Raw genomic sequence first — 13,919 nt, forward strand, 5'->3', positions numbered from 1 at the left:
TTATCGTCTTCTTAGACTTCTTCCTAAACGACTGGCCCAAACGAGCCGCCGCGCGGACGGCCGACTCAGTTGGGCAGACGCCGGTTGATCACCAGGCCAACGAAGGCCGCCGCGAGCACCAGCAGAGCACCCAGACGCAACCATCCGACACTGGCGTCGCCGCGGATGGTCTCGTACCCGATCTGCTGCTGCAGGTTGGCGTACACCTCCTTGAGCTGACCGAGCGTGGAGGCCGTATAGGTCTCTCCACCCGACAACTTGGCCACCTTCTCCATCATGTCGGGGGCGTACGGCACGTTCTGGCGCTGCCCGTTGATCTCGACGTACCCGTCCTTGGTGCCGAACGCGATCGTCGAAATCGGTACCTGCTGATCCTTGGCGGTGCGGGCCGCCGTGTAGGCACCCTTGGGGTTATCCGGGTTCGACGGCACTGTTTCCTTACCGTCGGACATCAACACGATGCGCGCGGGCGGTGGCTTGTCGCCGCCGCCGATGACCGCGCCCACTGTCGCGATGGCCTGCAGCGCCGTGAAGATGCCCTCACCCGTGGCCGTCCGATCCGCGAGCTGCAGGTTGTCCAAGGCGTTTACGGTCGCGTCGCGGTTCGTGGTCGGCGAGACCAGCACCGTCGCGGTGCCCGCGTACGCAATCAGACCTAGGTTGATACCCGGGGTCAGGTTGCGGGCGAACTCCTTACCGGCTTCCTTCGCGGCACCCAGACGGTTGGGGGCGACGTCGGTCGATTCCATGGACCGCGAGACATCGATGACAAGCATCACCACGGCGCGGTTCCGGGGAATCCGCACGTCATGGCTGGGCCCGGCCAGTGCGATAGTCAGCACCATCAGACCCACCACCAGCAGCGCGGTGGCCGCGTGCCGCCAGGCGCGCGGACGTTTCGGGGCGACCGAATCCAGCAGCTCGGTGTTGGCGAATCGCAGCACCCGCTTCTCGCGCAGATACTGCGCAAACACATACAAGCCGACCAGCGCGGCCACCAGCAGCAGGACCAGGAAGAACCACGGGTGGGTAAAGCCCGTGAGAGTCATCGGCCCGAAGAACGGCAGATCACTCATCGAGCCCCCGCTCCTGTCCCGGCGACCGCACCGCGGCGCTGTTGAGAGACGAATCTCACGATGTCGTTGATCCAGTCACGGTCGGTCCGCAGACTCAAAAGCGGTGCACCGCAACGACGCAATGTGCGTGCCACCTCTTCATGATGCCTTGCCGCCGCCTGAGCGAAATCCCGGCGCAGGTTCTCGTCGATCCGATACTCCTTGGTGATGCCGGTCTCGGCGTCCTGCAGGAGCACCTCACCGACATCCGGAAGTTCCATGTCGCGCGGGTCCAGCACCTCGATGCCCAACACCTCGTGCCGGGCCCCGATGGCGCGCAGCGGCCGCATCCAGTTGATGGGGCCAAGGAAGTCGCTGATGACGACCGCCATGCCGCGTCGGCGCTCCGGGCGCCGCAGTGCGTCGATCGCCAGTGACAGATCGCCGCGGACACCCTGTGGCGCCTTCGGCATGGTGGCGATGCTGCGCAGGATGTCCTGCTCGTGGGCACGTCCGGACCGCGCCGGTAGCCGAACGATCTTGTCCCCGTTGGCGATCAGCGCGCCCAGCCGGTTTCCGCCACCGCTATTCAGGAAGATGATGGCGGCCGCTGCCGCGACCGCGAGATCGCGCTTCTCACAGTTGGTCGTCCCGAAATCCAGGCTTGCCGACATGTCGACCACCAGCCAGGTCTCCAGCTCGCGGTCCGCGATCATCTGGCGTACGTGCGGGCTCGTGGTTCGCGCGGTCACCGACCAATCCATCCGGCGCACGTCGTCACCGGGCTGATAGAGCCTGGACTCCCCCGGCTCCGATCCGGGACCGGGAATCAGCCCGAGGTGGTTGCCGTGCAGCACCCCGTCAAGCTTGCGGCGGATCTTCAGTTCCAAGGTCCGCAGCGCTGCCGAGAGCTGCGGATCACGGATCTCACCCCGACGCAGGGACGGGATGTCTACCGGCCGGGCGCTGCCCGGGCTGGGTGTGCTCACCTGGGCGCGGCGTTATGGGCTGCCGGGGCCGGGCCGTTCGTCCCGACCATCGCCGGCGGCACCGAATGCCCTTGCTGCGGCACGGCATTCACCTGCGGCAGGCCCACCGTCTGCAGAATCCGGTTGATGGCGGTGTCGGCGGAAACCTCGTCGGCGAGTGCGTCGTAGCTCATCACCAGGCGGTGACGCAGCACATCCGGGATGACCTCGATGACGTCCTGCGGGATCACGTAATCGCGTCCACGAACCAGTGCCAGCGCACGGGCCGACGCGATGATGCCCAGCGACGCACGGGGGCTGGCGCCGTAGGAGATCCAGTTGGCGACATCGCCCAGCCCGAACTGCGCCGGGTTGCGGGTGGCCGAGATAACCCGAACCACGTAGTCGACCAGGGCGTGGTGCACGAAGTTGTTGGCGGCCAGATCCTGAAGGCGCAGCAGTGCCTCCGCGGACAGGATCTGCTTGGGCTCCGGCGGCGTGACACCCATCCGGTAGATGATCTCGCGCTCTTCTTCGACAGTCGGGTAGTCGACGTTGATCTTGAAGAGGAAGCGGTCGCGCTGTGCTTCCGGAAGCGGATACACGCCCTCGTTCTCGATCGGGTTCTGTGTGGCCATCACCAGGAACGGCTTGGGCATCGGGTAGGTCTTGCCACCGATCGAGACGTGCCGCTCAGCCATGACCTCGAGCAAGGCCGACTGCACCTTGGCGGGCGCGCGGTTGATCTCGTCGGCCAGCAGGAAGTTGGCCACCACCGGGCCGAGCTCGGTGTCGAACTCTTCCTTGCCCTGGCGGTAGATGCGGGTACCGATGATGTCGGTAGGCACCAGGTCCGGGGTGAACTGGACACGGGAGAACGACCCGCCCACCACCTTGGCGAAAGTCTCGACCGCCAGCGTCTTGGCAACACCGGGCACACCTTCGAGCAACACGTGCCCCTTGGCGAGCAGACCGACCAGAATTCGCTCGACGAGCCTGTCCTGACCCACGATGACGCGCTTGACCTCAAAGATGGCGCGCTCGAGGTTCTGCACCTCGGCGGCCAGGGCCGGTGATGTCGCACCCTGCGGGGCGTGCGGCGCGAGGCCGGCGCTTCCGCCGGAGTAACCGGCACCTCCCCCTGGTGACCCTGGTGATGACATCAACTTCCCTCCGGCTCTGCCTGACGATTCCGTGCTACTTCGGTGGCTTCTTGGTAGCCATGTCCCTGCGGGCGGCACCCAACCCTGGGCGGCGCCTCCGGTCCACTATTCCAGCATCCCGGGATTTGGTCCACGTACCCGTTCGCTGGCGCGCCGTTCTAGCTCACCTGAGAGATCAGAAGAGCTACCAGGCAATGATACGAACGGCGTAGGGAGTCATCCCGCCCGTGCGGACCGGCGACACCGTCACCTTTTCGGCGCTGCCGCTGGCTTCCAGCATCTGACCGTTACCCAGGTAGATCACCACGTGCTGGGAACCACCCGGTCCGTAGAAGAGCAGATCCCCACGCTTGGCCTGCGATACGGGAATCTTCTGGCCCGCGTTGTACTGGTCACCGGAGTACTTGGGAAGCTTCACGCCGGCCGCCGCGTAGGAAAACATGGTGAAGCCCGAGCAGTCGAAGCCCACCTTGCCCGCGTCGTAGTCGACGCCGCCGCTGGGGCCTCGGACGGTGCCGCCACCCCACGAGTACGGAACACCCAGCTGGGTGCCGCCGCGCTGGATCACTGCTTCCACCGCCTGCCGGCCGTACACGAGCGGACGTCCTGCGCCCGCGGATGCGCGATTGCCACCGATGCCCAATGCGCCCAATGCGGTCTGTCCGACCCCCATGACCCCGTTCATGATCTTCGCCGGGTCCGCACCCTGGCTCGGCCCGGCGAAGGGCAGGGTGTTGTCCCAGTCGCCGCCCGACGGGTTCAACCCCAGAGCGTTGAGGAAGGCGGTACCGACATTCGGCCCAAGTGGATTGTCATCGGCGGTGGCACGCGGCACACCCATGAACAGCACCAGTGCGATAGCGATCCCGACAGCGAGGGCGGCACGTAATACAAAGAGGCCCTGCACCTTGAGCAATTTCGTCGTTCTCGCTGCGTTCACCGATTTCACCACTCAATCAGTCGGGTTACAAAGGGCGTCATGCCACTGGTCCGCACCGGCGACACCTTGACCACGTCGCCGGTGTTCGGCGCCTCGAGCATCTGACCGTTGCCGAGGTAGAGGGCCACGTGCTGACTTGCGTTGGGGCCGTAGAAAATCATGTCGCCGCGCTTCATCTGCGCACTGGGCACCTTGCGTCCGGAGTTGTACTGATACCCGGTGTAGTGCCTGAGCCTGATGCCGACCGCGGCAAATCCGTACATCATCAGTCCGGAGCAGTCGTAACCGACAGTTCCTGCGCCGGAATCGATTCCGCGGGTCGGGCCGTTGTACGAACCGCCGCCCCATGAGTACGGCGTGCCCATCGCGCTGCCCGCACGGGCAATCACCCGTTCCACGTTTTCCCGGCCGTAGACCTTGGGGATGTACTCGCCGCCTTCACTGGAGGCGGCGGCCGCCGGGGCAGCCTTGGGGCAGAACATGCCGATCACACCGCATACCGCGGACTGGCCGACATTGGCGGCGGTGTTGCCGATGCCCAGCACCATGTTGATGGTCTGCGTCGGATCGGTAGGCACGTTGGCGCTGGCGATCATCGGCAGCGTGGTATCCCATTCGCCACCACCCGCGGCAGCGGGAGCCGGCCCCTCGGTCCATTCGTTCCCGTTTCCTGCGATGGCAGCGCTCGGATTGATCACCCGCGCACTTGCGGCCGATGCGGAAAACTCCGGCCCACGGGCGGCGGCCAGCTGCGCCTCGGCGCTCTTCTTCTTTGCCGCCAGTTCCGAGGCTATGCCGCGCTGGGATTCCAGCTTCTTCTGCACGTCGTGCATCGCAGCCACCAGATCGTCCTGCTGCTTCTGCGCATCCGCCGTCGCCTGGTCGGCCTTCTCCTGAATGGCCCGTGCCTGTGACTGCTTGTTCACCTGCTCGGTACGTGCCCGGCGCAGGTTGTCCATGACGGTTTGCGAGCTCGATTCCACGCTCTTGGTCACCGAAGCAAGGCGCACCACATCGTCGGGATTGGTCGCCGTCAGGTATGAGCCAGACGGCCCTGCCATATAGGTGGCCACGGCCATCCGGTCGAACTTGCCCTGCGCCTCGGCGATGGCGCCATTGGCGGCGTCGACCGCGCGCTGGCCTTCTTCAACCGCCTGACCGGCCGCGGCGGCGTTATCGCGCGCGTCTTGCAGATCGACCAGACCCTTGTTGATGGATTCCTGCTGGGTCTGCACGTCGGCGGTCAGCTGTTCGATCTGCTGATTGGTATCGGCCAGCTGGGTGATCAGCGAGGCCATGTCGTTCGGCTCGGCGGAGGTTACGGGCAGCGTGGTGGGCCACATCATCAGACTGGCGGTCATCAGCGGCGGCACCATCAGCGCGGTCACTACGGTTCGTTTGCCACGGACCGCGAAACGGTCCGCGAAATGCTGCGGGACTGTCCGTTTCATGCGGTCTGCCGTCTCCTCGATCTTCGGCGTGCGGCGAGCCTTCTCTGTCATAGCGGCCCTTCCCCGACACGCTCCCAGTTGTCACATAAGACGCACTAACCACTTTGGCGCCACTTGCACCGTACGTCACTTTTGCAACTAATGAAACTTTAGTCACAAATTACAAAGTTGTAATTAATTGGGCCCTGACAGGGAATTGGCGACACGTCTTCTGACGGTTAATTGCCCCGAATTGAATACCGGCAGATCATCCCGGTTCCATACTGCGCGCGGCTATTTCATGAAAAAACAGGCTGCGCGAATGGTTTGCAAATCGTTACTTAACCGAGTCGTTCGCGAATCGGCCGCGCACGAGCGTAATTCCGGCGCACACCGCCGCGACGAGCAGGACAAGCGCAATGGTCAGCGCCGTCCATGAGAAGTGCTCTCGCCCGATCTCGTTCACGAAGTTGTTCGCAGAGAGCACGGCGTTGCCCGTCTTGGCGACGTCCTGCCCGGCCTCCAGCGTCACCCTGTCGAACGTGGCGCTGTAGGTACCGGCGTAGGACGGACTGATGACCAGGACCGTCGAGTCCGGGTGGTCCTTGCCGATCTCGGTGGCGATATCGCGCAACGGTGTATCGATCCAGGGATTGTTGGGAAGCGCCACGACCTTCAGGTCGATGTTCTTGGCGTGCGCCTTCGCGATGACATCCTTTAATCCGGCGACATCCGCCGACGGGGCGGCGACTCCGTCCTCGTTGACATCCGCGCGCGCCATCTCCAGGCACTTGACCGACCAGCCGAGCGGATCGGTGCCCGCGGTCTGGACCGAGACGCCCACCGCCTGGCACAGCTCGGCGGGGATGAAGGTGGGCAAGTGCTGCGGCGTCACGCGATCAATCTAACCCGCACCGGGCGCGGTGTTGCGCAGGTAGACCCGCAGCATTTCGCGTGCATAACGACACCCTGGCCGACAGTGACCGATGCCACGACGGGAATGGCGGGTGAAATTTGGGCATCCCCCTTATTACGGGACAAGCGTACTGTTAGACTATCGATGGAAGGCAGCCATCTGCGGTGGCGCCTCCGGAACCCCGCCTGGCACAGCCCGCCGGCGGGTGACCTTCGAGCTCTGGAGCTGATGTGACTAGCAATGAATCGGTGAATTCCTTCGGCGCGCGCGGCACTCTGCAGGTTGGCGATGAGTCATACGAGATCTTCCGCCTCAATGCCGTGCCCGGTACCGAGAAACTGCCCTACAGCCTGAAGGTGTTGGCGGAGAACCTGTTACGCACCGAAGACGGCGCGAACATCACCAAGGAACACGTGCTGGCGCTGGCCAACTGGGATCCCTCGGCCGAGCCGAGCGTCGAGATCCAGTTCACCCCGGCACGCGTGGTCATGCAGGACTTCACCGGCGTGCCCTGCGTGGTCGACCTGGCCACCATGCGTGAAGCGGTGGCGGCACTGGGCGGCGATCCCGACAAGGTGAACCCGCTCTCCCCCGCCGAGATGGTCATTGACCACTCCGTGATCCTGGACGTCTTCGGCACCGCCGACGCCTTCGAGCGCAACGTCGAACTCGAGTACGAGCGCAATGCCGAGCGTTACCAGTTCTTGCGTTGGGGCCAAGGCGCTTTCGACGATTTCAAGGTTGTCCCCCCGGGCACCGGCATCGTGCACCAGGTCAACATCGAGTACCTGGCCCGCACCATCTTCACCCGTAACGGCCAGGCCTACCCGGACACCTGTGTGGGTACCGACTCGCACACCACCATGGTCAACGGCCTCGGCGTCCTCGGCTGGGGTGTCGGTGGTATCGAGGCCGAAGCCGCGATGCTCGGCCAGCCGGTCTCGATGCTCATCCCCCGGGTCGTCGGCTTCAAGCTAACCGGTGAGATCCAGCCGGGCGTCACCGCCACCGACGTGGTGCTGACCGTCACCGACATGCTGCGCAAGCACGGTGTGGTGGGCAAGTTCGTCGAGTTCTACGGCAAGGGTGTGGCCGAGGTGCCGCTGGCCAACCGCGCCACCCTGGGCAACATGAGCCCCGAATTCGGTTCTACCGCAGCGATCTTCCCGATCGATGAGGAGACCATCAACTACCTGCGCCTGACCGGCCGCGATGACCAGCAGCTCGCGCTGGTCGAGGCGTACGCCAAGGAACAAGGCATGTGGCACGACGCCGACCACGAGCCGGCCTTCTCGGAGTACCTGGAACTCGACCTCGCCACCGTGGTGCCCTCCATCTCCGGGCCCAAGCGCCCGCAGGACCGCATCGAGCTGTCCGACGCGAAGAACGCGTTCCGCAAGGACATCCACAACTACGTCGAAGAGAACCACCCCGCTCCTCACACGAACCTCGATGAGGCCGTTGAAGAGTCGTTCCCGGCAAGCGATGCCGCGGTGCTGTCCTTCGCCGAAGACGATGCCGTCGTGCCGTCGGCCGCGAACGGCGCCGAGGGCCGGCCCACCAAGCCGGTCACCGTGAAGTCCGCCGAGCGCGGCAACTTCGTCCTGGACCACGGCGCGGTTGTGGTCGCGGGCATCACCTCGTGCACCAACACCTCCAACCCCTCGGTCATGCTGGGCGCTGCGCTGCTGGCCAAGAAGGCCGTCGAGAAGGGCCTGACCACCAAGCCGTGGGTCAAGACCAACATGGCACCGGGTTCGCAGGTCGTCACCGATTACTACAACAAGGCGGGCGTGTGGCCCTACCTGGAGAAGCTCGGTTACTACCTGGGCGGCTACGGCTGCACCACGTGCATCGGTAACACCGGCCCGCTGCCCGACGAGATTTCCAAGGCCATCAACGACAACGATCTGTCGGTCACCGCCGTGCTTTCGGGCAACCGCAACTTCGAAGGCCGCATCTCCCCCGACGTCAAGATGAACTACCTGGCCTCCCCGCCACTGGTCATCGCCTACGGCATCGCGGGCACCATGGACTTCGACTTCGACACCGACCCGCTGGGACAGGACCACGACGGCAACGACGTCTACCTGAAGGACATCTGGCCCAGCGCCTCCGAGATCGAGGAGACCATCGCCTCGTCGATCAACCGCGAGATGTTCACCAACTCCTACGCCGATGTCTTCAAGGGTGACGAGCGCTGGCGCGGTCTGCCCACCCCTGAGGGCAACACCTTCGAGTGGGTCGACACGTCCACCTACGTGCGCAAGGCGCCCTATTTCGACGGGATGCCGCTGGAGCCCACGCCGGTCACCGATATCAAGGGTGCGCGGGTGCTGGCCCTGCTCGGCGACTCGGTGACCACCGACCACATCTCACCGGCCGGTTCGATCAAGTCGGGCACCCCGGCAGCGCAGTACCTCGACGAGCACGGTGTAGACCGCAAGGACTACAACTCGCTGGGTTCGCGACGCGGTAACCACGAGGTGATGGTGCGCGGCACGTTCGCGAACATCCGCCTGCGTAACCAGCTCCTGGACGACGTGTCCGGCGGCTACACCCGCGACTTCACCCTGGAGGGCGGCCCGCAGTCGTTCATCTATGACGCCTCGGTGAACTACCAGAAGGCGGGCATCCCGCTGGTGGTGCTGGGCGGCAAGGAGTACGGCTCCGGTTCCTCGCGCGACTGGGCCGCCAAGGGCACCCGCCTGCTGGGCGTCAAGGCTGTGATCACCGAGTCGTTCGAGCGCATCCACCGGTCGAATCTGATTGGTATGGGCGTGATTCCGCTGCAGTTCCCGGCCGGGGAATCGGCGGCCTCGCTCAAGCTCGACGGCACCGAGACGTACGACATCAGCGGTATCGAGAAGCTCAACGAGGGCTCGACACCGAAGACCGTGCACGTGACCGCAACCAAGGGCGATGGCTCCAAGGTCGAGTTTGATGCGGTAGTCCGGATCGACACCCCCGGTGAGGCCGACTACTACCGCAACGGCGGCATCCTGCAGTACGTGCTGCGGAACATGCTGGCCGGCTAGAAACGGCTGAACAACAGTGCCGCGCGTTAGCGAGGATCACCTCGCGGCTCGTCGCCGCCAGATCCTTGATGGCGCGCGGCGCTGTTTTGCCGAGTACGGGTACGACGGCGCCACCGTGCGCCGCCTCGAACACACCATTGGCATGTCGCGGGGGGCGATATTCCACCATTTCCGCGACAAGGACACGCTGTTCTTCGCGCTGGCCCGCGAAGACGCCGAACGGATGGCGAATGTCGCCAGCCGCGAGGGTCTGGTGCAGGTGATGCGCGACATGCTGGCCGACCCCAATCAGTTCGATTGGTTGGCCACGCGTTTGGAGATCGCCCGCAAGCTGCGCAACGACCCCGAATTCCGGCGGGGCTGGAACCAGCGATCAGAAGAACTCAACACCGCCACACTGGCACGGCTGCAACGCCAGAAGAAGGCCGGCCGGTTGCGTGAGGACGTGCCCAGTGAGGTGATCCTGGGGTATCTGGATCTGGTGCTCGATGGCCTGGTGGCCCGCCTGGCCGCCGGAGAGTCCACCGAAAGCCTCAGCCGCGTCCTGGATCTCGTCGAGGACTCGGTGCGCCGTGCCGATCACTCCTGATATCAAGGACTGGACCTGGGTCCTGGATAACCGCTGCACGGAGTGTGGATTTGATCCCGCCACAATATCTTTCACCCAGATACCCGATATCGTGCGGGGCAACCTGGCGGCGTGGCAGCCGGTTTTGTCCCGGCCAGAGGTGCGCCAACGTCCCGATGAGCAGACCTGGTCGCCGCTGGAGTACGGCGCCCACGTCCGGGACGTGTTCCGCATCTTCCTGACCCGGTTGCAGCTGATGCTCGGCGAAGAGGATCCGCTGTTCGAGAACTGGGACCAGGACAAGACCGCCATCGAAGACAGGTACGCCGAACAGGACCCGCAGACGGTGGCGCGGGAGCTGGCCACCGCGGGCGAAGCCATCGCCGCCGCCTTCGCCGGGGTGCCCGCAGGCTCGCTAAGCCGTCGCGGAAGGCGAAGCAACGGTTCAGTTTTCACCGTCGAGACACTGGGTCTGTATTTCGTGCACGACCCGGTGCATCACCTGCACGATGTTTCCCGCCTGCCGGCGGACTAGTGCGGGAAGTCGATGACGGCGCGCGCGGGCGTGTCCGCGATGTACACCACCGGACATTTCGAAGCCTGCGCAGCGACCTTCCACGCCATCACGCCGTTCTTGTCTTTGAAGATGTCAGGGTCCTGCAGCAGTCGAGCTGATCGAACCACCGGGGCGCCCGCGGGCGCGCCGAGATCCTTCGGCTGCGGAAAGGACTTCACCTGCTGGTTCTCGGGGCGGTCCCACGTTCCCAGCACGGTGTCGTGTGCCGCGGCGCCCCGAAATGCCACCGCGTATCCGCCGCTCACCGGGGTTACCGAGAACGGTGGTGCCTGCCAGTAGGTGACGGGCCCGGTCGGCGGCGCCAGCTTGTCGGGCCCGAAGCTGAACGTCACCCTGTCGAGGTCATCGAGGGTTTCGATGCGCACATCGTGCAGGACGTTGGCGTAGTTCTCGGCGCCACCATCGGTCAACGTCGGGCACTCCGGTGCGGCTGTCGCCTGCGGGACACCCACGAGCGAGCCGACTACTAGTACAGGCGGTACCAGGTATCGATACATGGTTAGCGAATGTACGGCCTCACGCACCGAACCGCTGGCGTTCGGGCGGGGATTGTCCTGGGTTGCTAACCGTGGCGCAGGCGGTGGTGCCCGGTCACAACTCCGCTAGTGCGGCAGATCGACCACGAGACGAGGCGGATTTGTCAGCGTGCTCACCTGAGGGCAGCGCTGTTTGTTCAGGCCCAGCGCCCACCGCACCTTCCCCTCGAAGTCCTCGCCTTGCTCGGCTTCTGCCAGGATCGGGAAGTCCTTCGGCTTGATCTCACTCGGCCCCGGATAAGACCGGATGGGCTTATCGGTCTCATGCGCGGACGCGCCGTCGAAGAGCACACCGAGCAGGGCGGATCCGGCAACGATGACGTTGTCTCCCTTGGGGCCCGCGGACACGCTGGTGGGGCTGTCCACCGTGTACCTGGGAACCACCAGCTTGTCCAGCGCCACCTTGCTCTTGGCGTCCGGCCCGAATTCGAAGGTGACCCTGTCGTAGTCGTCCTGCTTGCCCACCCGCACATCCCGCAGCTGGGTGGCGACGTTCTTGCCGCCGCCACCGCTGACCGTCTCGCACGCCGTGACACGGAAGGTCTCCGGGGCGGGTGTCGACGTTTGCGGCAACGCCGTCGTGGTGGCCACGGGCGACACCGCCTCGTCCACCTGGCGCACCTGACCGGCGCAACCGGATGCCGTCAATGCCGCCAGCGCCAGCACGCCGATTTTCCGGATACCGCCATGTCCTCGCATCGCATAACGGTAGCAACAATTGTCGCCCGAAAGCTCAACGGGCACACTGCGTGTCGGACGCCAGTTAAACCTTGCGGCCGCGCCGATTCGGGCCGCCGCGCCCGCGCAGCGCCACACCCGATTCCACGAGGGCACGATGCACGTACCCATACGATCGGCCGGCATCCGCAGCAAGTGTGCGGATACTCGCACCCTGCTCGTATGCCGCCTTCAGCTCGACGCGTTCCTCGTCGCGCGTTTTGGCCATCGCGACCTCTCTCCCGACTCCATGCCGCGGCCCCTGTGGGCTGCGGCTCGACCCGGTTGCACCATAGCGCAAATGTGATCACGCGTGTGTATGAGACGCCTAGGGCGAACGAGGATGGTCAGGCCAGCTCGATGAGGTCCCGGTACTCGTCGGACCAGTAGTCTTCGGTGCCGTCCGGCAACAACACGACACGTTGCGGATTTAGCGCCTCGGCGGCCCCCGGGTCGTGGGTGACAAGAACGACCGCGCCGAGGTAACTGCGCAGCGCGTCTAGAACCTGTTCACGGGATGCAGGATCCAGGTTGTTGGTCGGCTCATCGAGCAGCAACACATTCGCGGTCGAGGCGACCAGACCGGCCAGGGCCAGGCGGGTCTTCTCACCGCCGGACAACGTCCCCGCCGGCTGCTCCAACTGTGGGCCGTTGAACATGAAGGCACCCAGGATCCCGCGCAGCTCCTGCTCCCCGGTATCCGGAGCGGCGTGGCGGATGTTCTCCCACACCGTCGCGTGATCGTCCAGGGTGTCGTGCTCCTGTGCGAAGTATCCGAGCTTGAGGCCGTGGCCGGGCTCCAGCGCGCCGGCGTCGGCGGTTTCGGCGCCCGCGAGCAGCCGCAACAACGTCGTCTTCCCCGCACCGTTGAGTCCGAGAACCACAACCCGCGAGCCGCGATCGATGGCAAGGTCCACCCCGGTGAAGATCTCCAAAGATCCGTAGTTCTTGGTCAGTCCCTTGGCCACCAGCGGCACCCGGCCACATGCGGCGGGCGTCGGGAACTTGATGCGGGCCACCTTGTCGGCCACCCGCTCCTCGTCGAGCCCGGACAACATCTTCTCGGCTCGGCGCAACATGTTCTGTGCGGCAACGGCTTTGGTTGCCTTGGCGCCCATCTTGGCCGCCTGGGTGCGCAGGGCCGAGGCCTTCTTCTCGGCATTGGCCCGCTCGCGCCGGCGCCGTTGTTCATCCAGCGACCGTGCGTCCAGGTACTTCTGCCAACCCATGTTGTAGACGTCGACCTCGCCACGGACCGCGTCCAGGAACCACACCTTGTTCACCACATCGGCCAGCAGCTCGACGTTGTGACTGATGACCACGAGCCCGCCTTCGTGGTTTTGCAGGAAGCCGCGCAACCAGCCGATCGAGTCCGCATCGAGGTGGTTGGTCGGCTCGTCGAGCAGCAACGTCATGTTCGATCCAGCGCCACCCTCGGCCGCTCCGAACAGAATCCGGGCCAACTCCACACGGCGCCGCTGACCGCCCGAAAGGGTGCGCAGCGGCTGGATCAGCACCCGTTCAGGCAAACCGAGGCTCGAGCAGATACGCGCCGCCTCACTCTCGGCGACATACCCACCCAGCGAGGAGAAGCGCTCCTCCAGCTGCCCGTAGCGACGAACCGCCTTATCGCGCTGAGCCTCATCGGCCAGCTCGGCCATAAGCGTCTGCTGCTTCTCCATATCGCTGATGATGGTGTCCAGGCCACGCGCCGAAAGCACCCGATCACGTGCCAGCAAATCCAAGTTACCTTCCTTGGGATCCTGTGGCAGATAACCGATTTCACCGATACGGGATACCGAGCCGGCATACGGTTCACCCTCGCCGGCCAAAATTCTCATCGAGGTGGTCTTGCCCGCCCCGTTACGGCCCACCAGCCCGATGCGGTCGCCGGGCTGGATGCGTAACGCGGGGCCCGGCGCGTAGACGAGCGTGCGGGCGCCGGCGCGGACCTCGAGGTCCGTCGCGGTAATCACTACTTACTCCTTGAATGCTGTGTAGCGTCTCGCGC

Annotated in this window: 13 protein-coding genes; 3 read left to right on the forward strand and 10 right to left on the reverse strand. The window is 64.9% G+C overall.

Annotated features, from left to right (window positions below; all coding sequences use genetic code 11):
• Positions 1 to 65: 65 nt before the first annotated feature.
• The 6 genes from AOT83_RS09405 to AOT83_RS09430 form a co-directional block, all read right to left on the reverse strand.
• Complete coding sequence (locus AOT83_RS09405) at positions 66 to 1,076, reverse strand: VWA domain-containing protein (protein ID WP_030093447.1); 1,011 nt, start codon at positions 1,074 to 1,076, stop codon at positions 66 to 68.
• A complete protein-coding gene (locus tag AOT83_RS09410) occupies positions 1,073 to 2,044 on the reverse strand; it encodes a DUF58 domain-containing protein (RefSeq protein ID WP_030093448.1) in 972 nt (323 codons plus the stop codon). The genes AOT83_RS09405 and AOT83_RS09410 overlap by 4 nt, the downstream gene beginning before the upstream one ends.
• Complete coding sequence (locus AOT83_RS09415) at positions 2,041 to 3,189, reverse strand: MoxR family ATPase (RefSeq protein ID WP_057965904.1); 1,149 nt, start codon at positions 3,187 to 3,189, stop codon at positions 2,041 to 2,043. Before AOT83_RS09415 ends, AOT83_RS09410 begins: the two co-directional genes overlap by 4 nt.
• A 181-nt stretch (positions 3,190 to 3,370) precedes the next feature.
• Complete coding sequence (locus tag AOT83_RS09420; RefSeq protein ID WP_057966028.1) at positions 3,371 to 4,093, reverse strand: NlpC/P60 family protein; 723 nt, start codon at positions 4,091 to 4,093, stop codon at positions 3,371 to 3,373.
• Positions 4,094 to 4,131: 38 nt separating this feature from the next.
• Positions 4,132 to 5,577: an NlpC/P60 family protein gene (locus AOT83_RS09425; protein WP_057966029.1), complete on the reverse strand. Its 1,446-nt coding sequence runs from the start codon at positions 5,575 to 5,577 to the stop codon at positions 4,132 to 4,134.
• Positions 5,578 to 5,893: 316 nt separating this feature from the next.
• Complete coding sequence (locus AOT83_RS09430; RefSeq protein ID WP_030093452.1) at positions 5,894 to 6,451, reverse strand: DUF6676 family protein; 558 nt, start codon at positions 6,449 to 6,451, stop codon at positions 5,894 to 5,896.
• Between the two features lie 269 nt (positions 6,452 to 6,720).
• Here AOT83_RS09430 and acnA point away from each other — a divergent pair, with 269 nt between their 5' ends.
• Genes acnA through AOT83_RS09445 form a run of 3 tightly spaced genes read left to right on the forward strand, consistent with a single transcriptional unit; the run spans position 6,721 to position 10,613 of the window.
• Positions 6,721 to 9,510: an aconitate hydratase AcnA gene (acnA, locus tag AOT83_RS09435; protein ID WP_057965905.1), complete on the forward strand. Its 2,790-nt coding sequence runs from the start codon at positions 6,721 to 6,723 to the stop codon at positions 9,508 to 9,510.
• A 16-nt stretch (positions 9,511 to 9,526) separates the two neighbouring features.
• Entirely contained in the window at positions 9,527 to 10,099 is a 573-nt protein-coding gene (locus AOT83_RS09440; RefSeq protein WP_030093454.1) for a TetR/AcrR family transcriptional regulator, read from the forward strand.
• Positions 10,083 to 10,613, forward strand: coding sequence for a DinB family protein (locus tag AOT83_RS09445; RefSeq protein ID WP_057965906.1), 531 nt, complete (start codon positions 10,083 to 10,085; stop codon positions 10,611 to 10,613). The genes AOT83_RS09440 and AOT83_RS09445 overlap by 17 nt, the downstream gene beginning before the upstream one ends.
• On the opposite strand, the gene AOT83_RS09450 is transcribed toward AOT83_RS09445, so the two are convergent.
• The 4 genes from AOT83_RS09450 to AOT83_RS09465 form a co-directional block, all read right to left on the reverse strand.
• A complete protein-coding gene (locus AOT83_RS09450; protein ID WP_057965907.1) occupies positions 10,610 to 11,179 on the reverse strand; it encodes a hypothetical protein in 570 nt (189 codons plus the stop codon). The genes AOT83_RS09445 and AOT83_RS09450 overlap by 4 nt on opposite strands.
• Positions 11,180 to 11,257: 78 nt before the next feature.
• Positions 11,258 to 11,890 carry a hypothetical protein gene (locus AOT83_RS09455; protein ID WP_057965908.1) on the reverse strand — a complete coding sequence of 211 codons (633 nt, stop codon included), beginning with the start codon at positions 11,888 to 11,890 and terminating at the stop codon, positions 11,258 to 11,260.
• A gap of 64 nt (positions 11,891 to 11,954) precedes the next feature.
• On the reverse strand, positions 11,955 to 12,137 hold the full coding sequence (locus AOT83_RS09460; protein ID WP_030093458.1) for a helix-turn-helix domain-containing protein: 183 nt from the start codon (positions 12,135 to 12,137) through the stop codon (positions 11,955 to 11,957).
• A gap of 118 nt (positions 12,138 to 12,255) precedes the next feature.
• The gene (locus AOT83_RS09465) at positions 12,256 to 13,884 is read right to left on the reverse strand and encodes an ABC-F family ATP-binding cassette domain-containing protein (protein WP_030093459.1); all 1,629 of its coding nucleotides are present in this window, start codon (positions 13,882 to 13,884) and stop codon (positions 12,256 to 12,258) included.
• Between the last annotated feature and the right edge of the window lie 35 nt (positions 13,885 to 13,919).

Source organism: Mycobacteroides sp. H001, from assembly GCF_001440005.1.
Taxonomy (GTDB): domain Bacteria; phylum Actinomycetota; class Actinomycetes; order Mycobacteriales; family Mycobacteriaceae; genus Mycobacterium; species Mycobacterium gwanakae.

Bases quoted from the DNA above. Each gene is read 5' to 3' on its own strand.
- AOT83_RS09405 (WP_030093447.1), bottom strand. From the start codon at position 1,076: ATGAGTGATCTGCCGTTCTTCGGGCCGATGACTCTCACGGGCTTTACC.
- AOT83_RS09425 (WP_057966029.1), bottom strand. From the start codon at position 5,577: ATGAAACGGACAGTCCCGCAGCATTTCGCGGACCGTTTCGCGGTCCGT.
- AOT83_RS09455 (WP_057965908.1), bottom strand. From the start codon at position 11,890: ATGCGAGGACATGGCGGTATCCGGAAAATCGGCGTGCTGGCGCTGGCG.
- AOT83_RS09460 (WP_030093458.1), bottom strand. From the start codon at position 12,137: ATGGCCAAAACGCGCGACGAGGAACGCGTCGAGCTGAAGGCGGCATAC.